Origin of the sequence: Caulobacter sp. 602-1, from assembly GCF_003931565.1 — a bacterium.
Classification (GTDB): domain Bacteria; phylum Pseudomonadota; class Alphaproteobacteria; order Caulobacterales; family Caulobacteraceae; genus Caulobacter.
Map to the genome: position 1 here is coordinate 106,561 of NZ_RRYI01000007.1, position 20,253 is coordinate 126,813.

At 66.4% G+C, this 20,253-nt stretch carries 20 protein-coding genes and 1 tRNA gene; 5 read left to right on the top strand and 16 right to left on the bottom strand.

Annotated features, from left to right (window positions below):
• Positions 1–3: 3 nt before the first annotated feature.
• Complete coding sequence (locus tag EIK80_RS19655; RefSeq protein WP_125158714.1) at positions 4–2,733, top strand: TonB-dependent receptor; 2,730 nt, start codon at positions 4–6, stop codon at positions 2,731–2,733.
• A gap of 142 nt (positions 2,734–2,875) precedes the next feature.
• Positions 2,876–3,985, top strand: a complete 1,110-nt coding sequence (locus EIK80_RS19660; protein WP_125158715.1) for a hypothetical protein — start codon at positions 2,876–2,878, stop codon at positions 3,983–3,985.
• A 6-nt stretch (positions 3,986–3,991) separates the two neighbouring features.
• Here EIK80_RS19660 and EIK80_RS19665 read toward each other — a convergent pair whose 3' ends face one another.
• From EIK80_RS19665 to EIK80_RS19730, 14 genes are all read right to left on the bottom strand, one after another.
• Positions 3,992–4,219 carry a hypothetical protein gene (locus tag EIK80_RS19665; protein ID WP_125158716.1) on the bottom strand — a complete coding sequence of 76 codons (228 nt, stop codon included), beginning with the start codon at positions 4,217–4,219 and terminating at the stop codon, positions 3,992–3,994.
• Positions 4,220–4,231: 12 nt separating this feature from the next.
• On the bottom strand, positions 4,232–4,780 hold the full coding sequence (locus EIK80_RS19670) for a lysozyme (protein ID WP_125158717.1): 549 nt from the start codon (positions 4,778–4,780) through the stop codon (positions 4,232–4,234).
• 35 nt (positions 4,781–4,815) lie between these two features.
• The gene (locus tag EIK80_RS19675; RefSeq protein WP_125158718.1) at positions 4,816–5,202 is read right to left on the bottom strand and encodes a hypothetical protein; all 387 of its coding nucleotides are present in this window, start codon (positions 5,200–5,202) and stop codon (positions 4,816–4,818) included.
• Between the two features lie 6 nt (positions 5,203–5,208).
• Positions 5,209–5,421: a hypothetical protein gene (locus EIK80_RS19680; protein WP_125158719.1), complete on the bottom strand. Its 213-nt coding sequence runs from the start codon at positions 5,419–5,421 to the stop codon at positions 5,209–5,211.
• A 2-nt stretch (positions 5,422–5,423) separates the two neighbouring features.
• A complete protein-coding gene (locus tag EIK80_RS19685) occupies positions 5,424–7,058 on the bottom strand; it encodes a hypothetical protein (protein WP_125158720.1) in 1,635 nt (544 codons plus the stop codon).
• Between the two features lie 4 nt (positions 7,059–7,062).
• On the bottom strand, positions 7,063–7,974 hold the full coding sequence (locus EIK80_RS19690) for a hypothetical protein (RefSeq protein WP_125158721.1): 912 nt from the start codon (positions 7,972–7,974) through the stop codon (positions 7,063–7,065).
• Positions 7,974–12,731, bottom strand: coding sequence for a phage tail length tape measure family protein (locus EIK80_RS19695; protein WP_125158722.1), 4,758 nt, complete (start codon positions 12,729–12,731; stop codon positions 7,974–7,976). Before EIK80_RS19695 ends, EIK80_RS19690 begins: the two co-directional genes overlap by 1 nt.
• Before the next feature lie 59 nt (positions 12,732–12,790).
• A complete protein-coding gene (locus EIK80_RS26155) occupies positions 12,791–13,249 on the bottom strand; it encodes a hypothetical protein (protein ID WP_158624736.1) in 459 nt (152 codons plus the stop codon).
• Positions 13,135–13,578 (bottom strand): hypothetical protein, encoded by a 444-nt coding sequence (locus tag EIK80_RS19705; protein WP_125158723.1) that lies wholly within the window; start codon positions 13,576–13,578, stop codon positions 13,135–13,137. Before EIK80_RS19705 ends, EIK80_RS26155 begins: the two co-directional genes overlap by 115 nt.
• Positions 13,579–13,667: 89 nt before the next feature.
• Positions 13,668–14,882: a phage tail tube protein gene (locus EIK80_RS19710; protein ID WP_125158724.1), complete on the bottom strand. Its 1,215-nt coding sequence runs from the start codon at positions 14,880–14,882 to the stop codon at positions 13,668–13,670.
• A gap of 95 nt (positions 14,883–14,977) precedes the next feature.
• Entirely contained in the window at positions 14,978–15,382 is a 405-nt protein-coding gene (locus EIK80_RS19715; protein WP_125158725.1) for a phage tail terminator-like protein, read from the bottom strand.
• Between the two features lie 313 nt (positions 15,383–15,695).
• Complete coding sequence (locus EIK80_RS19720; protein WP_158624737.1) at positions 15,696–16,475, bottom strand: hypothetical protein; 780 nt, start codon at positions 16,473–16,475, stop codon at positions 15,696–15,698.
• Positions 16,396–16,611: a hypothetical protein gene (locus EIK80_RS19725; protein ID WP_125158727.1), complete on the bottom strand. Its 216-nt coding sequence runs from the start codon at positions 16,609–16,611 to the stop codon at positions 16,396–16,398. Before EIK80_RS19725 ends, EIK80_RS19720 begins: the two co-directional genes overlap by 80 nt.
• A 4-nt stretch (positions 16,612–16,615) precedes the next feature.
• Positions 16,616–17,032, bottom strand: coding sequence for a hypothetical protein (locus tag EIK80_RS19730; protein ID WP_125158728.1), 417 nt, complete (start codon positions 17,030–17,032; stop codon positions 16,616–16,618).
• A 175-nt stretch (positions 17,033–17,207) separates the two neighbouring features.
• Here EIK80_RS19730 and EIK80_RS19735 point away from each other — a divergent pair, with 175 nt between their 5' ends.
• The gene (locus EIK80_RS19735; RefSeq protein ID WP_125158729.1) at positions 17,208–17,552 is read left to right on the top strand and encodes a helix-turn-helix domain-containing protein; all 345 of its coding nucleotides are present in this window, start codon (positions 17,208–17,210) and stop codon (positions 17,550–17,552) included.
• A gap of 7 nt (positions 17,553–17,559) precedes the next feature.
• Here the strand turns inward: EIK80_RS19735 and EIK80_RS19740 are convergent, their stop codons facing one another.
• On the bottom strand, positions 17,560–17,742 hold the full coding sequence (locus EIK80_RS19740) for a hypothetical protein (protein ID WP_125158730.1): 183 nt from the start codon (positions 17,740–17,742) through the stop codon (positions 17,560–17,562).
• A 331-nt stretch (positions 17,743–18,073) separates the two neighbouring features.
• Between EIK80_RS19740 and EIK80_RS19745 the strand changes: the two genes are divergently transcribed.
• Positions 18,074–19,213 carry a phosphatidylserine decarboxylase gene (locus tag EIK80_RS19745; RefSeq protein ID WP_125158731.1) on the top strand — a complete coding sequence of 380 codons (1,140 nt, stop codon included), beginning with the start codon at positions 18,074–18,076 and terminating at the stop codon, positions 19,211–19,213.
• Between the two features lie 20 nt (positions 19,214–19,233).
• Here the strand turns inward: EIK80_RS19745 and EIK80_RS19750 are convergent.
• Positions 19,234–19,309, bottom strand: a tRNA-Ile gene (locus EIK80_RS19750).
• Between the two features lie 149 nt (positions 19,310–19,458).
• Between EIK80_RS19750 and EIK80_RS19755 the strand changes: the two genes are divergently transcribed.
• Complete coding sequence (locus tag EIK80_RS19755; protein WP_125158732.1) at positions 19,459–20,208, top strand: SIMPL domain-containing protein; 750 nt, start codon at positions 19,459–19,461, stop codon at positions 20,206–20,208.
• Positions 20,209–20,253: the final 45 nt, after the last annotated feature.

The window sequence follows — 20,253 nt, forward strand, 5'->3', positions numbered from 1 at the left end:
TCCATGGACACCCAATTTTCGCGTCGCCGTGCGTGGCTGATGGCCGGTAGCGCCACGGGTCTGGCCCTGGCGTTCGCCGTGGCCGGCTCGGCCCAGGCCCAGACCCCCGCCGCCCCGACGACGCAGGACGACAGCAAGGTCGAGGAGATCGTCGTCACCGGCATCCGCCGCGGCATCGAAGGCGCCATCTCGCTGAAGAAAAGCTCGACCTCGATCGTCGAAGCCGTCTCGGCCGAGGACATCGGCAAGCTGCCGGACATGTCGATCGCCGAGTCGATCGCCCGCCTGCCCGGCCTGACCGCCCAGCGCCTGGACGGCCGCGGTCAGGTGATCTCGATCCGGGGCCTCGCGCCGGACTTCACCACCGCCCTGCTGAACGGCCGTGAACAGGTCTCGACCGGCGACAACCGCGGCGTCGAGTTCGACCAGTATCCGTCGGAACTGCTGAGCGCCGTCGTGGTCTACAAGACCCCGGACGCCGGCCTGATCGGTCAGGGCCTGGCCGGCACCGCCGACATGCGAACCGTCCGCCCGCTGGCCTTCGGCAAGCGCGCCCTGGCCATCGGCGCCCGCTACGAGTGGAACGACATCGGCGCCCTGAACGCCGGCACCAAGGCCCACGGCAACCGCCTGTCGATCTCGTATATCGACCAGTTCATGGACGGTAAGCTGGGCCTGGCCTTGGGCTACGCCCACATGGAGTCGCCCTATCAGGCCGAGCGCTGGAATTCGTGGGGCTATCCCACCGACTCCTCGGGCAACCTGGTGATCGGCGGCGCCAAGCCGTACGTGCAGTCCAGCATGCTGAAGCGCGACGGCGTCATCGGCGTCCTGGAGTTCAAGCCCACCGACAATTTCAGCTCGTCGCTGGACGTCTTCTATTCGAAGTTCAAGAACCACCAGATCCAGCGCGGCATCGAACTGCCGCTGGTCTGGGGCGGCGTGCCGCTGACCGGCGCCCAGGCCTCGGGCGGCTTCGTCAACAGCGGCGCCTTCAACGGCGTGAAGGGCGTGGTTCGCAACGACGGCAACGACCGCGACGCGACCATCAAGTCGGTCGGCTGGAACAACAAGTTCAACGTCGGCGACGACTGGACCTTGGCCAGCGACCTGTCGTGGTCGAAGGTCGACCGCACCGACCAGATCGTCGAGAGCTATTCGGGCACGGGCCGCTCGGGCGTCGGCGCGACCGACAACATGACGTTCTCGATGAATGACGACGGCGTGGCGATCTTCAAGTCGACCCTGAACTACGCCGATCCGAACGTGATCAAGCTGACCAGCCCGCAAGGCTGGGGCGGCGACATCATCACCGGCGGCCAGGACGGCTATCTGAACCAGCCGCACATCGAGGACGAGCTTAAGGCGGTCCGTCTGTCGGCCGCCAAGGCGCTGGACGACGGCTTGTCCAGCTTCGAAATCGGCTTCAACTACAGCGAACGCTCCAAGGGCCTCGTCAACGACGAATGGTTCCTGCGCGTGAAGGGCTCGCCGGCCAGCGTCGCGATCCCCTCGTCGGCCATCGTCGGCACGACCTCCCTGGCCTTCATCGGCATCGCCGGCATGGTCAGCTACGATCCGTTCGCCCTGATCAAGAACGGTACGTACGACCTGGTTCGCAACCCGAACGCCGACGTGCTGGTCAAGAGCTGGGACGTCGAGGAAAAGGTCACGATCGGCTATGTGAAGGCCAATATCGACGCGGCCGTCGGCAGCGTGCCGGTCACCGGCAACTTCGGCTTCCAGATCGTCAACACCGACCAGAGCTCGACCGCCCTGGGCGCCAGCGGCACCGGCGCGGGCGTCACCCGCGCCAACCTGTCGGGCGGCAAGACCTACACCGACTTCCTGCCCAGCATGAACCTGCAGTTCCACCTGCCGGCCGAGCAGACCCTGCGCTTCGCCGTCGCCCGCACCCTGGCCCGCCCGCGGATGGACCAGATGCGCGCCAGCACGCAGTACAGCTTCGACGCGGCCAAGGGCGGCAATACCGACATCAACTTCTCGCCGTGGAGCGGCACGGGCGGCAATCCGGACCTCGAGCCGTGGCGCGCCGACGCCTATGACGTGTCGTACGAAAAGTACTTCGGCCGTCAGGCCTATGTCTCGCTGGCCGCCTTCTACAAGGATCTGAAGACCTACGTTTACGACCAGAGCATCATCTACGACTTCACCGGCTTCCCGACTGGCGGCAACCCGGAACCGGCCATCCGCAAGGGCCTGGTGACGACCCCGCAGAACGGCAAGGGCGGCACGGTCAAGGGCGTCGAATTCGCCGCCTCGATCCCCGGCGCGCTGTTCACCGACGTGCTCGACGGCTTCGGCGCCACCTTCAGCGCCTCCTACACCGACAGCTCGATCCACCCGAACCCGAACGACCTGAGCACCCCGATCCCGGGCCTGTCGAAGAAGGTCGCCAACCTGACCGTCTACTACGAGAAGAACGGCTTCTCGTTCCGCGTCAGCGACCGCTACCGCTCGAAGTTCCTGGGCGAGGTCACCGGCTTCGGCAACGGCCGCAACTACCGGATGGTCAAGGGCGAGTCCGTCGTCGACAGCCAGATCGGCTACACCTTCAGCGACGGCCCGATGGAAGGCCTTTCGGTCCTGGCCCAGGTCAACAACCTGACCAACGAGCCCTTCGTCACCTACCAGAACAACGACCCGCGTCAGGTCATCGACTACCAGAACTACGGTCGCACCTATCTCGTCGGCCTGAACTATCGGTTCTAAGCCGACCTCTCCTTCCCCAAGAAGCCTTGGCGCCCCTGTCGGTCCTGCCCGACAGGGGCTCTTTTTCGCCTGAAGCTTCACCTTTCAAGCTCTCTTTAGGATTGAGCCGGATAGTGCCGCCCATCTGGGGGAGCGCACGATCATGCCGACCAAGTCCATCCGTCTGGCCGTCCTGCTGGTGAGCGCCGCCGCCGGATTGAGCGCCTGCGCCACCCGCGACGAGGTCGCCGCCCTGCGCCAGCCGGCCATGCCGCCGGTCGCCGTGGCCAAGGCCTCGCCCGCCCGGGCCTTCTATCGCAACGTCGCCGTCCAGGCCGTCGAGGGCGCGCCCGAGTTCCGCTGGTTCGACGGCGGGGCCGTCGTCACCACCCGTCCGACCCGCGTCCAGGTGGTCGAGAGCCTGACCAACCACCTGCGTCACGCCGAGATGCTGGCCCCCACGCGCCTCGACGCCGAGTACATGCTCTACACCACGTTCGAGGAGTTGCGCGGCCCCAACGTCTGGTGGGGAACCGACAAGCTGGCCTCGGCCCGCGTGACCTTCCGCCTGGTGCGCTGGCGCACCGGCGAGGTGGTCCGCGAAAAGACCCTGGAAGCCTCTTACGAGGCGCGCTGGACCGGGATCACGCCCGACGTCACCCGCGCCGCCATCGCTGGTCCGCTGGGCGTCTCGCGCGACCGCGTGCTGGCCCTGCCCGGCGGCGCCATCGGCGGCGTCGCGCTGGGCTACTACGTCAACCAGAACCTGATCGTGTCAATCTACGACGCGCCCTATGCCGGTCTGGCCGGCGCGGCCCAGGCCGCCGCCATCGGTGGTCCCAGCCGCCTGGGCCCCGGCTTCGACGCCGCCTTCAACACCGCCCTGGCCGTCGGCTCGGCCTCGGGCCGCTTCCAGGACCTGGAGGCCATGCTGGCCGGCGGCGTGATCAGCGCCGCCGGCGCCGCGGCTGGCCCCGTCCCGGCCACCCGCGAGATGTCGCAGCAGGGCGAGGTCACCACCGCCTTCAACGGCCGAGACCGCCGCCTGGCCGCCACGCGCGGCCTGATGGACCTGGCTTTCGACCTTTTCATGAACGAGCTCAGCCAGGATGGTTCGGTGATCTACAAGACCGCCGTCTCGTGCCGCGCCCTGAACGGCGACAGCGACCGGGGCCCCTACCTGGCCGAGACCGCCGGGGCCTACGCCGTCGACTGCCCCGGCGCGCGCTACAACGACGCCAAGACCACGAAGGCGTTTCCGAGCCGGTTTTAGCTGCCGCTAGGGCTTTGGCTCCGCAGCCTCGGCCGGCGCGCAGGTTCGGACGACCTTCAGCGAACCCCCGCCGGGCTGGCTCTTGTCGAGATTGAGATCGAGCGTCCGCTCGCAGCCTTCGTTCAGGATCTTCACCGCCTGGGCCAGGGTGACCGGATCGACGCCCATGCCGGCGCAGGCCGACAGACAGACGGTCAGCAGAAGGCCCGCCATCGGGCCGAAGACGCGCTTCATGGAAAGCTCCTTCTAAGGTTTGGAATTCAGGAAGACGGCCCGCTCGGCCTCGCGCCGGGCGACTAGGCCCGGCAATGCGCGGCCGCCGGCGAAGCGCCACATCCGGAAGGCGTCGGCCGCGCCCTGGATGTCGCCGGCGATCAGCCGCCGGCGCACGCTGCTGTCGGCGAAGTCCGCGGCCCCGCCGATCTCGCCGACGCCGATATTGTAGGCCAGGCTGGTCATCGCCCCGAGCTGGGCGTCGCTCAGCGGCGTCCTTGGGAACAGGGCGATGACCTTGTCGCAGACGGCCTGCGCGTCGGCCTTCAGCAGCGCGTCGGCGTCGCCCCGGACCATCCCGGCCGGCCACCGCGCCCGCCACAGGCGGTAGGCGGTCTCGCGATCTCTCACCGGTCGCCCGCCAGCGAACAGGGCGTGCCCCCAGCCGACGGTATAGATGCCGATGGGGTCAGCCTGGGGCTCCAGAACGGCGGTCTTGCGATCCCCGTCGTGCAACCCCTCGAACCGCTGGATCAGCGCGAGCGCGCAGGCGGGAACGTCCCGCGCCAGGGGCGTGGGCATGATCGATCTCCTTGTGTTTGAGGGGTGTCAGGCGGTCAGGCGACCGCGGGCGTGGGCTCGTCGGCCAGACCGTGGGCCGCCAGAATCCGGCGGTAGGCCGCGACCCTGGCCTCGAGCTGACGTTTCTCGCCCTCGAGCGCGGCGATGCGGGCGTCTTTGTCGGAGATCATGCGGCTGTGCTCGCGGCGCAGGTCGCCCAGCTCGGCCTCGACCTGCTCGAGACGCTGGGCCAGGCGTTCGGCCTCCTCGCGCAGGGTGTGGATCACCCCCGAGGCGGCGTCCTGCGCCATCTGCATCAGATCCGCCTCGGCCTTGCGGGCCATCGCCCGCCGGCCGAGGAGGTCCTTGACCACCGCATAGATCCCCGGCGCGGCCACCACGGCGTAGGGCCATGATTTGGCGATGGCGGTGGGGAGGTCCATGGGGGGCTAGTCCTCCGGCGCTTCGTCCGGCGGCGAGGCCGGCAGGACCGGGTCGGCGATATGCCATGCCCCGCCGACCCACACGGCGACATCATCGCCCTCGACGTCCGGCGGCTCGGGCGCCCGGACCCAGGTCGGGAGACAGCCTTCGCGGGCCTCGATCTCAGCGACGCCGCCGGTCCACTGACCGCAGCCATCGATCTCGTAGATCTTGATCATGATCAGGCCGCCTTGATGAAAGCGTTGAGGCCAACGTCAGCAGAGGTGACCTGCGGAACCTTGAACTCGCCCAGCGAGGTGTCGAGGCCGCTCCAAATCCCGCCGCCGGCGCCATTGCCACCACCTGAAATAATCGTCGGACTGGTGATCGCACCGGAAAGCCTAGCGAAGTAGACGACCGTCCCGACATCGGCAGGTAAGTCATAAGCGACCCAAGCATTCAAGTCGGAAGATGTCGCAACCTTATTGCCGCAAGCGACAAATAAGTTCGTACCGTCGTGGTAGATTTTGTTGATCGATCCGGTAAGCGGAAAGTTAGAAACATCAGAAAAGTTCGTCATGCCATCATTTGATGCCAACAATCTATTCTGAGAAGTTCTAGCTATAAATTTCCCGCCACCCAGGATTATATCATATATATATTCTCCAGAATTCAAAGTTATGGAGAAATTCGCCCAGGAAGATCCGGCATTAGTGGAGTACCTATTCGTAGAGCCGTAGGCCAACCACCTGGAAAATCGACTATCGAAAATTGCCCGATCCACTGCAGGACCAGAAACAGTGGAATAGGCTGACCAGCTCGTCCCGTTGCTGGATTTTGATAAATAGTATTCATTGTCCTGAGAATTATAAGCAAAGGCCAACCACTGCCCGCCACCATAAGCTAAATAGGTAATAGTGCCCGAAGAAAATACATTTCTCAATGTCCAATTATAACCATTGTCCGACGTATAAATGTTATTATCTGTAAACCCAATAAAAATTCCACCTCCATATTGAACGTTATATGTAACAGCTCCTGTAGTAGTGCGGGCGGTCCAGGCCGCACCATCGGGCGATGTGTAGACGCCATTGTTGACATTGGCAAAAAATACGCCATTGGCGACATAGATATAGTTTCCGCTATAGAGGCCCAGCCGACGGACCAGCGGCCGCACATACGACGGGATGATGGCACCCAGGGCGGGATAGCTGCTCTTCTGATAGACGAGGCCGGTGCAGGGCAGCCATCGAGCCCCCAGAGGCCCGGCCGCCTGAAGCACGCAGCCGACCGGAACGCCGAACGCAACCGCCGCCTGCGCCGTGCGCTCGGGCGTCATCATGGTCGTCGCGTCGGTTCCGGCCTCGGCCTGGGCCTGCGTCGCCACCGCCATTGGCCGCCCGGCCGAGAGACCACAGTTCCAGGCCGTGAGCGTACCCGAACCGCCGATCGTGTCGACCTGGACTGTCGCCGCGCCGGTGCCCGAATTGTAGGCTGTCAGGATGCCGCTCATCCAGTTCGTCGGCGAGGTCGAGCTGGCGATGAAAAACCCCTGCCCCGCCACCCAAGCCTTGCCGGTCTGGGTCGTAAAGGTCTTTGCCCCGGTCCCGACCGTCAGCGACGTGCTTGAGGTTCCGTTGGTTCCCGGCGCGCTCAGGGCGCTGGTGGCGCTGGTGACGGCCGCCACCCGATCCGCGTTGGTCTGTATCCGGTCGGCCGCGACCTGGGCGGCGTTCGTGGACACCTCCGTTGCCAGGGCATTGGCCTCGGTCACGAAGGTCGGCATCTGTCCCAGGAAGGCGTCGGCGCGGGTGTTGAAGTTGGCGGGGTCGTTGGTGGAGGGCGGCGTCGGGAGCGCCGTGATTTGTGCGGGCACGGGGTCAGACCTCTTCGAGTTCGAGGGAAATCAGGGCGTCTTCCGGCTGGTCCATCGAGATCGTGAACCGCTTGTAGACGCCGACGATAAGCAGGGCCGAGAAGTAGCCGCTCTCCTGGTCGTCCAGCCCAGACCACAGCGCCGGCACGGCGTTGAGGTCGTCGCGCAGCTGCAGGATCCGATCGACGTCGGTCTTGCGACAGCGCAGGGCCTGGACGGTGCGCGGCACCGAGCGGCGCGGCACGAGGGTGGCGGTTCCGAAGTCGTCGCGGTCGATCTTCGAGAAGTTCAGAGCGTCGCTCTCGGCCTGGTGCTGCGTGGCGCCCAGATAGACCGACGAGCCCAGCACCACCCCGCCGCAGGTCACGCTCCCGTTCGCCCTGGTCAGGGTGATGGTGATGACCGCGTTCGTGTACGGCGGCAGGTCGAAGCGCGCGAACTCCTGCCGGTATCGGAAGGCGCCGTAGAAGTAGTCGTACCAGCCGCTGGTCGGCCGTTTCAGCAGGTTCGCCGAGGCGGTGTAGACGGTCGCGCCTGACACGGTCACCGTCACGGCAACGGTGTCGGCGACGATGCCGACCACGCCGATGGCGTCCACCCGCTTGCCCGGCGTCAGCACCACCGTCAGCGGCGAGGCCGCGCTGGTTCCGGTGTTGCGCAGCAGGTCGAACATCGCCCAGCGGTTGGTCGGGCCGACGTCCAGCCACCAGGTCGCGTTGGCGACCAAAGCCGGGTCCTTGCCGACATTGCTGGCCTTCAGGCTTTCATAGACCCGGTGGCTCGTCGTGTTGATCACGCGATCGCCGACGGCGTAGGTGGTTCCGGCGCTCCAGACCGCCTCCCCCGCCGACGGTTCGGCGCAGGTGGTGCTGGTCAGGATGGCCGGCGTGATCGTGATTGGCGGTAGCGCGCGCATCAGGCGGCCGCCTGGGTCTGCATGGCGCGGCCGCCCTCGGTGACATTGGTCAAGGTTCGCTCCATCTTGTCGTTGCTGGCGGCGATGCGGGCGTTGCTGGCGCGCAGGTCGGCGAGCTCGGCGCGCAGGTTCCGCAGTTCGTTGATCAGGCCCCGGTCGTTCTTCTGGTCGGCGCGCTGGACGTTCACCGCCTCGCCCGGGCTGAGGGCCAGGCCGAAGAACTTGGAATCTGGCGGACCGGAACCGCCCACCTCGAAGCTGCCGCCAGTGGCCAACCGCTTCAAGGTGTGCATGTATTCCAGCTCGCTGTACTTCTGCGGGTCTTTGGCCTTGAGGGTCTGCAGGGTCGAATATTCCTGCGTGCCGGGCTTCTCGTAGGGATTGCCGTTGGCCCAGTATTGCGGATCGCGAAGGGACTCCGCGTAGGCGGCCGCCGTGATCACCGGGTCGTAGTTGTAGAGGCCGTCCAGGGTCTTGTTGCTGGTCACCGGCGCGCCCGCGCCCGGCGTGCCGGTGTTCGGCGGACCAGTCGGCGCGCCGGGGATGGGGATCCCGCCCACCGACACCACGCCCGCGTTGCGGGCTTGGGCGTTGGCGGCCTGCAGCGCGATGATCGCCTGCCGCACCGAGACGACGTTCGTGTTGATCTCGATCAGCCCCTGGACCGAGGCGTCCAGCGCATCGAGCTGCCGCTGAGCGATCGACACCTGGCGGTCGGCCGTATCGGCCGCCTCGTCGACGGCCGAGCGGACCAGACCGACGTCGCGCAGGTAGTCCAGGCTGGTCGAGACATAGTCGCGCGAGGCCGCCGTGAAGGCTTCGCCCTCGCTTTGCAGCCGCCCCATGGCGTCGGGGTCGCCAAGGCGGGCCATGGCCGCCGTCGACAGGAACGACTCCCGCGTCCGACGATATCGCGCGCCGGGATCGGTCCCGGCGATCGTTTCGGTCAGGCTGCCGCTGAAGGCCCGCAGTGACGCAGACAGTTCCTTGAACTTGTCCTTGGTCGCCTGAATGGCGTCCTGCTCGCGCTGATAGGCCTGGGTCAGAACATCCCGCGCGGCCGACACCTTCTCGGCGGCGTCCTGCGCGGCCCAGGTACGCCGCATATAGTCCTGCTGCACCGCGTCCTCGACATCCGCGAGGGCCAGGTCACGCCGGATCTTCTTGGCCTGCTCGGCATAGCCTTGGGCGCCCAGGAGATCGGCCAGGGCGCCTGACCGGCTCGCCGCCATGGCCTTGTCCTTGGCCTCCTTTTCGATGGCGGCGGCGCTGGCCTCGGCCGCATCCTCCACCGCCCAAAGGGACTTGAGCAGCGGCAAAAGCGAGGCGTCCAGCGCCTTGACGGCGTCCTCCTCGGCTGTCCGGGACTTGGCCAGCTTCTGGGCCGGTGTCATGATCAGGTCGTCGATCCGGTCCTGGATCGATTTGGCCTTGTCATCCACCGCGGACTTCGTCGTCTCAGCGGCCGTGGCGACCTTGTCGAAGGCCGGCGCCAGCGCCATCATCGCCGCGTAGAGTTCAGCGCCCTCCCTGGTCGATACATCCAGGCCAAGGACCAGATTCTTGAAGCCTTCGCGCGTCATGTTCGTCGGCAGCCGCAGCTCGGTCAGCTTGTCATTGACCGTGTCCTTCACCGGCTTCAGGCGCTCTTCGTCCGTCAGGAAGTTCTCGCCGAAGAAGGATGTCTGCTCAGTCAGGTTGTCGAGGCCGCCGACCAGATCGACCAGGCGCTCGCGGGCCGCCAGCGAGGCCACGCCGACGTCGTTGAACTTCATGCCGACCGACTTCAGCGTAGTGTCGATGACCTCGTACTGACGCGCGACGCGGACCAGGGTCTCGAAGGCCCCCTCGCCCACCTTCTGGAACGCGGCGATGACCGGCACGGCCGCCTTGGCCATGTCGTCGCCCAGCTTGCCGAAGATCGCGTTCAGAGCCTCCTCGATCTGCGTGCCGGTCATGTCCTTGAAGGACAGCTTGCCGAGGTCGACCTTGAACTTGGCCAGAACGGACTCGACATCGGTCTCGCCCAGCGCCTTGGCGGCGTCGGCCACGCCCTTGCCCAGCGACCTGACCAGCTTGGAGACCTGGTCGACGAAATCGGTGTCCAGCGCGCCGGTCTCTGTGATGACCTTACTCTTGTTCGAGGTGGTGATCCCGAACGCCTTCTTCTTGGTCGTTTCCAGCACCTGCTGGTAGGTCGAGCCCGAGAGCTTGCCATCCGTGATGTCGGCCAGGGTAGCGGCGTCGAACTGGATGCCCTGATCCTGCAGCGTCCGGGTCGTGGATTTCGAGAAGCCCAGGTTCGACAATGACGCCGACGCGCCGGTCTTGCCGAGGCTGAGCCCCTCGGTGCTCAGCATCCCGCCGGCCCCGAACGACCGCGCCAGCGCCGCCGCCACCGCGCCGATCTGGCCGTCGATCGACTTCAGCGACCGGACCATGTCGTTGCCGTATTCCAGGTCCTTGTTCTGATACTTCTCGGCATAGCCGAGGGCCTTTTCCAGGCTGTCGGACTTGGCCTTGGAGTCGCCGAGTGAGGAGCCGGTCCCCTGGGCGTCTTGGCGGGTCTTCATGTCGTTGACGCCGGGGACGGAGCCGCCGCCACCGCCGCTTTTCAGGCCTAGGCCGGCCAGCACGCCCACCATGGCCGCTACAACGGGAAAACCCCATGGTCCAAGGGACTCGAAGATCTTCGCCGCGCCGGCAGCCGCCGACGCCGTCGCCTTGGCGAGAGAGCCCGCCACACCCGCGGCCGTCTCCGAAGCATGCGCCGCCGTGGCCTTGACGGAAGCGACCAGCTGCCAGGCGCGATAGGCCTTTTCGATCGTCGAAATGGCGGCGTAGCCGCTCGAATTCTCCTTAAAGAACCCCTTCGCGGCCGTCGCCATGGAGGCGTAACCCTTGATCGCGACCTCGGTGCGCTTTTCGCTCGTGGCGCCCTCCGCGAGCTTGGCGTTTTCAATACCGAAATTGGCCACCGCGCCGACAAGGTCGCCCACTGCCTTCCCCGGTTTGCCGAAAGCCGCCTCGAGCTGCTTGCCAAGCTCGGGAGCCAACTTGGCCATGGCTTCGAAGTGGCCGAGGGTTTCCGCTAACGCATCCTTGAAGGGCTCCAGCGACTCGGGCTGGGGGATCGCTTTGATGACCTGGTCTTCGAGCTTCTGTGCTTTGAGCAACTCAACTTGCACAGTCTCGACACGACGCACGTCCGAGAAATCGCGAACCGAAGTCTCTGCATCCTTGCAGGCGCACGCGGCGCTGTTGGCGGACGTTCGACTGCTGTTGTTCGAAATCGTGTTGTTGGTGACATTGCTCACGACGTCGTTGTCGTTGACGCCATCCCTGCCGGCGACTTCCACCGCCTTGGGCGCCGGCCCGGCCTCCCGGATGACACGCCTGTTCCGCGCCGCCGCTACGCTCTTGACGACGTTCGCCGCCATCTGATCGTAGGCCTTACCGCCGTCGGCGGCGCCCTGGGCCGCGCCCTTGATCATGGCCTTCCCGAGAGAGGCGGCTGCGCCCGCGTACTTGTTCTCTAGCCGCCCGATCGAGACCGTGTCCAACTCGGGCAACTTGATCGGAATACCCAGCTTGGCAGCCGTCTCGTTGGCCATATGGATCAGATTGTTGACGATGCCGATCGCGGTGTTCGCCAACTTCTCAAGTGCGCCCGCCGCGATATTCACCGTCGAGATGACGAGATCCCCGATCGCCGCCGGCAGAGCACCGAAGGCCGCGCGGATGCCGCCAATGAAGCCGCCAACCACCTGGAAGGCCGCCTTCACGGCTCCCATGATGCCGTCGATGATGCCCTGGTAGAGATTTCCGAAGAAATCCCCGACCGCCCTCAGGGCCGGCCCGACGAAGCCGACAATGGCGTCGGCGACGCTTTTCCAGACTCCCGACAGCACGTCGGCGACACCCTTCCAAGCGGCCGCCAGCACGTCACCCATGGTGACGCCCTTGTTCTTGACCCGCTCCAGCTGTTCTTCGGTGAGATGCAGCTGGTCAAGGTTCTCACCGACCGTCTTGCCGATCTGCTGCGCCGTAATGGCCACGGCCCCGACGGCGACCGCCGCCGCCGCCGCAACGCCCGCGAGCGGCACGGCGAGCGGCTCCACCAACGGCGCCAGGCCAGCGAGCGAAGACCCGATTGCATCGACGATCGGTGTGACCTCAGTAGCGATGCCGCCGAGCATCCCTCGGAAACCGCCACTGGCGTCACGGGCCTTGGAGAAGACATCCCAAAGCGCCGGCCCCTTGTCGATCAAGACCTGGAGCGGATTCGTGCCTTTGCGAAGCTCCAAGACGACGTCGAGCACCGACTTGCCCAGCTTCCGAAGTTCGGACGACTGCGAAGCCGCAGCCGTCGCGCCCGAACTCCGGGCCTTGCTGACGGCCTCTTCCGTCTTGGCGGCTGTTGCAGCTGCTTGCTCCAAGCCCTTTTGGGCCTTGGCGTAGCTGTCGATCGCGGCCGCGCCCAGCACCGAAAGTCCCGCCGTTTCGACGAGCCGCTTATTCACGCCCGACAACGCTTCCTCCAACGAGCCGGCCGCCTTCGTCAGCGAAGAGATCTGCTTTTCCAGTACGGTCAGCCCCGCGAGGCTCGTCGTTGTTCGAGTGTTCAGGGCGGCCATCGCGCCGCCGGTCTTTTCAATCGCGTCTTGAAGCGACTTCTGTGCGCGCTCGTGTTTGCCCGCCGCGTCAGCCGCCGCCTTCGAGCCTTTGGCCAGTTCCTCAAGATCCTTGTCAGCCACAGCGGCTCTCCCAAAAAGTTCGGGCCGCGCCTCCTCGCGAAGGCGCAGCCCGGTGGTGGTCAGCCCTTGCTGGGGGCCGTCATGGTCAGAAGGTGTTCGGCGTCGAGGGTCATGACCGCGCGCCGTTCCCAGGGCTCGAGGCGGACGCCCTCGTCGCGCTCCCAGGCCTGGATCTCCAGGCGCGAGAGGCGGGACGGACCGAAGCCGCCGGATTGGCGGGTCTGGCAGAGGTCGGCGTACCAGGCCCACAGGTGGGCCACGTGCGACGACAGCGGCGGCGGGTTGGCGAGCCGCCAGCTGGCCTCGGGGTCGCCCTGGCGAGCCAGGCTCTCAAGGTGGGTCCGCAGCGGCTCGCCGTCGTCCTGGCGCGCGGCGAGCTCGAACTGCTCGCGGGCGTAGGCGATCAGGCCGCGGACTTGCCCGGCATAAAATTTCCGAGGGTGTTCGACGCCGTGGTGATCTGCTCGGCGATCTCGGAATTGCGGCTGACCAGCCGGAAGGCGTTCTCGGCCGACCACTCCTGCTTGATGCCGCGCCAGCCCACCAGGCGGACGGCGGTCAGGCGGTGGCCGAAGGCGATGTCGTCTTCGATCGGGGTGAACTCCGCCTTCTCGGGATTGCTGCGGCCCGTCATGGCGGCGGCCACGGCCTGCTTCTTGCGGCGGTCGTTGACGAGGCGGTTGACCTCGGACTGCACCTTCTCGGACTGACCGCCCAGCACCTGCAGGAAGACGCCGGAGCCCGAGCCGTCGGCGCGGATGTATTCGACCTCGAACGGGGTGTCGCCAGCGGCTACGGCGTCGAGGTCGTTCAGGTCGAACAGGGTTTCGGTCGAGAACTTGGTCATGGGTATGTCCTTGGAAAAGGACGGCCGGGCGCGACCCGGCCGCTAAGTTGAAGGGGACTTCGAGAGGGAGAGAAGAAGAACCGCGCCGGTTAGGCGGCGCTGTCCTGGATGGCGATGATGGTCTGGTCGGTGGCCAGGGCCGCGCCGCCGGCGCCGTTGATCTGGGCCGTGAACGGATAGGTCCGGATCACCGCCTTCTCGCCGTCGTCCGGGGTGTCGCCGGTCAGCTTGATCATCGGCAGGTTGATGACCACGAAGTCGGCGTTGGCCGTGGCGTCCTCGGTCACCGCCAGCACCAGCGAGGTGGTCGAACGGCCTTCGAAGATGGTCTGCAGGGTCACGTTGTCGAACTTGGCCGTGAACGAGCCCGACACGGCCAGGCGACCGCGCTGGATGTCGTCGACCACGTTCGAGCCCACCACGGCGTCGCTGTGGGCGGCGTTGCCGTTGATGGTCACCTGGGCGCCGGTCACGTTGGTCACGGGAACGCCGTTGACCAGGACCACGCCGTTCACGGCCGTCAGGATGTCGGTGACCGTCTCGGCCGTCGGCGTGGTCAGCACCTGGGCCGCGCCCAGCGTGCGAATGCGGCCGACGGTGTCGAGGCTGATGGTGGCGTTGCCGGTGGCCGGAAGGTTCAGCGCCGCCTGGCCGACTTGCTGGTCGGAATAGGCTTCCGAGCGGCCCAGGTCCGGATACCACTCCTCGAAGGTGTAGTAGTCGTTGGTGTGGCCCGACAGCGGGACCAGCGATTTCTTGCCGGTGACCGAGACCGTGGCACTGGCGATGTTGGCCTCGGCGAACATGGCCGAGCCGTTGACCACGCGCACCGTGGCGACCGTGGCCGTGAGAGCGATGATCAGCAGGTTCTTCTGGGTGTTCAGCGCGTTGAAGGCGCCGGCGGTCAGGCGGATGACGTCACCGATCTTGAAGCCGTCGGTCAGGTACGAGCCGGCCGAACGGGTCAGGGTCCAGTTCTGGCCCGAGGCGGCGACGCTGATCGTGGCGCCGGTGGCCGAGACGCCGGCCGTCATGTCCTTGCGCAGCAGCGAGCCCATAAGGGCGCCGTAGGTGCCCGGAGACAGCAGGCCGTCGATCTTGCCAGCCGGCTTGACCACGCCCAGCCCGACGCCCGTCGACTGCTGGTGGCTGACGATTTCGTTGCTTTCGAAGGTGTCCGGCGGGGCCTGGAACACCGAGCTGGTGCGGCGAACGACCTGGCCGCCCGAGCCGGCGGCGGGCGCGCCGAGGCCGGTCTGCTTCTTGTAGACGGTTTTCTTGTTGATGCCCTGGGCGACTGCCATGGGGTCTTCTCCTGAGACGTTATCGGGATGGGTGGATCAGACGAGGCTCCCAAAGAAGGCGACCTGGGGCCTGTCCCTTCGGGCGGAGACCGCCGTCAGCTGGTGATCGTGGCCAGGAATGGGACCTGGACGGGGACCAGGTAGCGGTCGCCCTCCAGGATCGCGGCCAGGATGATGGGGGTGCGGGCGACCGCGGTGGTCAGGCCGTCGGACGTGAAGGCGGCGCCGCGATAGAAGGTCGAGCGCAGCTGCTCGATGCGCGCGGCGGCGTCGGCCGGACCCGCGCCCTGCGGGTAGCAGAGGGTCACCACGAACAGGCCGCCCTGCTGGAAGCTTCGGCCGTACTCGGTATTGACCGGCTCAGCGAAGGTCATGGACACACGCTGGTAGGGCGTTCCTGAAACCGGCGTGTAGTTCGTGTTCTCCCAGGCCGTGGCCAGGGCGGGGCTCATGGCGGCCAGCGCCGTCTCCAGCGCCGCGCGGATCTTCAGCACGCTCATCGGCGGCGCTCCCTCGTCGAGGCTGGCGGGATCGAGGCGCGGGGAGGCGATCCGGAAGCCATGCGGCGCCCGGCGGCGAGGACGAGGGTCATGTCGGAGGTCCCTGGATCAGCGGACGAGACGAAGAACCCGCCCTCCGGGGAGGAAGAGCGGGTTCACGAGGCCGACCGGCTCACGCTTCGTCGAGCGCGCCGTTTCGGAAGAACAGGAAGGTCTGGAGTTCGGTGTCTGGAGGTCTTGATCGCCGCTGAAGGCGCATCTCCGAGACTGTTTTGATTAAACCCTTCACCTTCCCGAACGTCAATCTATTTGTTCATGAAATGTTCTTATTTTGACGGTCACGCGCGACCTGCTTGGCCAAGGCCACGATCAGATCCAAGGCCTTGATCAGGACTTCGCGATTACGGGCGAAAGCACGGCCAGCGCCCCATACGGACAGGCTGGCCCCCTCGCCCGCCACCGAGCGCAGCAGGCGCAGGGCCACGGGCTTGTCGGCCAGACTCATCGCCACGGCGCGGTCGGCGCGGGCCACGAAGTCCAGCATGCGGGCGCGCCGCAGACGGGCGGCGACGAAGCGGTCGTTGTCGTGACCGCCGCCACTCCCTGGCTCCAGGCTGGCGACGCGCAGGTCACGGCCCCGGGCTTCGAAGCCGCCGCGGTACAGCAGGGCGACGGCGTAGTGGGCGTCGTTGATGTGGCCGCTCTGGCGCAAACTACGCAGGCCGTCGCGGCTGGAGACCCGCAACGAACCGCCGTTGGCCTCGACCACCTCGCCCCGCGCCCGCGCCAGGGCCACGGTCTCGACCAGGCCCGCGGCGATATCGGCCTCTTCGGTTCTCGCCAGCTGGGCGCCGGCGATGCGCATAACGGCCTCGCGCGCCGCCTGGCGGGCGGCGGGACTGATCGCCAGGCCCGCCGCGCGGTCGGCGCGGGCCAGGTCTCGAAGCTCGGCCGAGGTCAGCCCCTCGGGCCGGATGAACTGGACGGAAATGATGGTTCCCCTTTCTATATGGTCAGCGCCCGAAACGGACGCCGCGTCGGCTGTCGGCCAGGGCGTGGCGGCGGGCCTCGCCGGCGCAGACCTGGGCGACAAAATCGTGGCCTTCGCTCTCGGCCAGCATCCGGCCGGCGGCGCGAATGATCGCGCACAGCATCGGCTTGCGCGGCCCGCACGCCCGCACGGCCTTGTCGATAGCGCCCTCGGCGATCTCGTCCTGGAGCCCGCCCATGGGTCTAGGCTTCCAGAGCGGTCCGACCGGCCGGCGTCAGGCCGATCCGGCAAGGCCGGCCGCCCAGGCGCTCGACCAGGCCAAGCAGACGGGCGGCTTGGGCGCGGTCGCTGCCGGCCGACAGGCTGACGGCCATCTCGTCCGCCAGGTCGGCAAGGGTCAGGGGCCCGTCGAGCAGCGCCTCCAGCACAGCCAGGACCTTGGCGGGCGCGACGGGATCGGCGGGCGCGGCCCCGAACAGGCGGGCGCGGATCGCCTCGGACACGGCGTAGCGACCGGGGCGCGGATCGCCCATCAGCAGCGCGGTCAGGACGGCGCGCGGCGGCCGGCGATCGGCGTCGGTGCGGCGCGCGACATAGCCCGGCATAGGGGCGTGAATAGGCGCATGACCGGCGTGACCGGTCGCGTGGAGCGGAATCATCTGGGACTTCCTGCGGCTAGGCCGATGAAGGGAATTTCGCGGGAAGCCGCCCGGCTCGCGTCGCCAGGGCGGAGTTCTCGGAATATCTAATTTGTACCAAATACAAATTTGCATGGCAAGCAAATTTTGTGTTTAATGCCTGGACATTCCCTTTCGCACTCACTCCCGGATTTGCATGACCCCCGACCGGCAGGCCAAGGCGAAGCAGCGCGCGAAGACCTTCATCCGCGCCTGGCGCAAGCATCGCGGCATGAACCTGGAGCAAGCCATCGAACGGTTGGAGCTCGAGGTCGGATATCCCTATTCGGTCGCCCAGCTCTCGCGCGTCGAGCGCGGCGAAACCGGCTATTCTCAGGACGTACTGGAGGCCTTGGCGATCATCTATCGTTGCGAGCCCGCCGACCTGATCATGCGTGATCCGGCAGCCGGCGACGCGATCTGGTCGATCTGGGACCAGTTGCAGCCTGTGCAGCGGATCCAGCTCGTCGAGATCGGACAAACCCTTAAGAAGGCTGGATAATCCCCGCTCATTCCAGCGTCAGGATCTCGCCCTGGCGCTCGATCAGCTTGGGCTTTCCCCAAAGGCCCGATAGCGGCTCGCCGCGCACCCGATAGAGCGCCACGCCCGAGGATCGACGCGCCAGAACCTCCATCTCACGCCGCGCATCCTCTTCGAAATAGCACTCCCGAACCTCGGTCGGCCGGAGCAATCCCCCCCGCCGCCCGAAGGCCTGCACGCAGAAACGCGTTACCGAGAACACGACAACCTCCGCCTTCAACACCCCCACTCTGCACGCCTCCTTCCGATGAGTCGACCGGTGGCGGCAGCCTATGCGTCCGGGTTTGACGCAGGTTAATTTTTGCACTGACAACAAATCGGCGCTCGTTCCTTGTATTTGCATGAACAGCAAATCGGCGCGCCGTGGGCGAGCTTCGCTTTACCCGCGAACAAGAAGAATATACAACTATAAGAAGTTAATTTGAGCCATGCACGAATAGAGCGTTAGCCCGCATCAGCCCAATCCCGTTCGAGGACAGACGATGAGCAAGTGGCATCCCGTGGTCGTGAAGCTGCAGAAACTGATCAGGGACAACGGCTGGGAGGCGCGGTTCGAGAAGGCCGTCGCCCAGGCCCGCGCGTGGAACATCCCGGAACTGGCCGACCTGAAGGACCTCGAGAGCTACTACGTCTATATCAACGACTTCCTGCGCTGGGTCCCCAGCGAGAACGAGCCTGGCCGCGAGGTCTATAACAAGCTCTGCAAGTTCTACTTCGTGCTCGACCAGGATGCGGTGATCGACCTGCAAAACAAGGTCGTCCCGCTGAACAAGGCCGCGCCCCTGACGCCGTTGTCGGCGTGGCTGGTCGACTATGCCGACGCCATGGGCGCCTTCCTCGACACGCCGGAATCCCTGACGCCGGCCTCGCTGGAGAGCTTCCGCAAGTCGCCGAGCTACAATCTGGGCGACTACATCGAGCCGCACGGCGGCTGGAAGACCTTCAACCAGTTCTTCGCCCGCAACTTCAAGCCGGGCTATCGGCCGATAGCGGCGGTCGCCGATCAGAGCGTCATCGTCTCCCCCGCCGACTCCACCTTCGCCGGCCAGTGGGAGATCCGCACCGACAGCCACGTGTCGGTCAAGAACCTGCACTGGAAGATCGAGGAGCTGATGGAGGGCAGTCCCTACAAGGACCGCTTCAAGAACGGCCTTTTCATGCACGCCTTCCTGGGTCCCAACGACTATCACCGCCAGCACGCGCCCGTCGGCGGCACGGTGCTGGAGTCGCGCGTCATCCCGGGCCAGGTCTATCTGGAGGTCGTGGCCGAGCCGGTGGCCGGCGACGAGAACGGCGCCCACAGGCTGAAGCCCCTGCGCGCCTTCGACGCCCCGGACGCCGCCGGCTACCAGTTCGCCCAGGCCCGCGGCCTGATCGTGCTGGACACCCCGATCGGCCTGGTCGCGGTGCTGCCGATCGGCATGTGCCAGGTCTCGTCGGTGATCGTCACCGCCGAGGTCGGCGTCACCCTCCGCAAGGGCGAGGAGCTGGCCTACTTCCAGTTCGGCGGCTCAGACATCATCGTGCTGTTCGAAGCCAAGAGTAACGTCAGCTTCGTCGCCCAGCCGGGGGTGCACTACAAGACGGGCGTGAAGATCGCGGACGCGTATCCGGTGGTGTGAGGGGGCCCCTTGAAGAGGTTTGGTAGGCCTGGAGGGACTCGAACCCCCAACCAGACCGTTATGAGCGGTCGGCTCTAACCATTGAGCTACAGGCCCGCGCGGATACGTGTGAGCGTACGCGAGAGCGGCGGATTAGCATGAGCCGAACGCGGCTTAAAGCTCCGGTTCAGGTTGGAGCTGTCATGAGGAACCCATAGCTGTCCGGCGACGCTTTCCTGCCCTGGACGGACCTGGAGAAAAGAACGATGACCAACACCGCGCGCCACCCCGCCGCCTTCATCCTGCCCGCCCTGATCGGCGGCGCGCTGCTGATGGGCGCCGCCGCGCCGGCCCTGGCCCAGACCAGCGCCGACTCGGCTTTCAAGGCCACGACCTTCAGCCTGTCGGCCTATGGCGAGACCCGCGTGGCGCCGGACATGGCCACCATCACCCTGGGCGTGCAGACCGAGGCCCTGACCGCCGGCGAGGCCCTGAAGGCCAACGGCGCGCGTATGAACCAGGTGATGGCTGCCCTGAAGAAGGCCGGGATCGCCGAGCGCGACGTCCAGACCTCGAACCTCAACCTCAACGCCCAGTACGCCTATGAGCAGAACCAGCCGCCGAAGCTGACCGGCTATCAGGCCTCGAACCAGGTGACGATCACGGTCCGCGACCTGGCCAAGCTGGGCGCGACGGTTGACGCCACGGTCAATGCCGGCGCCAACACGATCAACGGCATCAGCTTCGGCCTCATCAATCCCCAGGCCGCCGAGGACGCCGCGCGCCTGGAAGCCGTGAAGGCTCTGCAGGCCAAGGCCGAGCTCTATGGCCGCGCCACCGGCTACAAGGCCGTGCGCCTGGTCAATCTGAGCGAAGGCGGCGGCTACCAGCCCGCGCCGCCCCCGATGCCGGTGTTCGCCATGGCCAAGCGCGAGATGGCCGACTCGACCAGCATCGCCGCCGGTGAACTGAAGGTTCGCATCGACGTCAGCGCGACGTACGAAGCCGCCAAGTAGGCGCCTAAACAGCGCCCACGAAAAAGCCGCCGCCGGGTTCCGGCG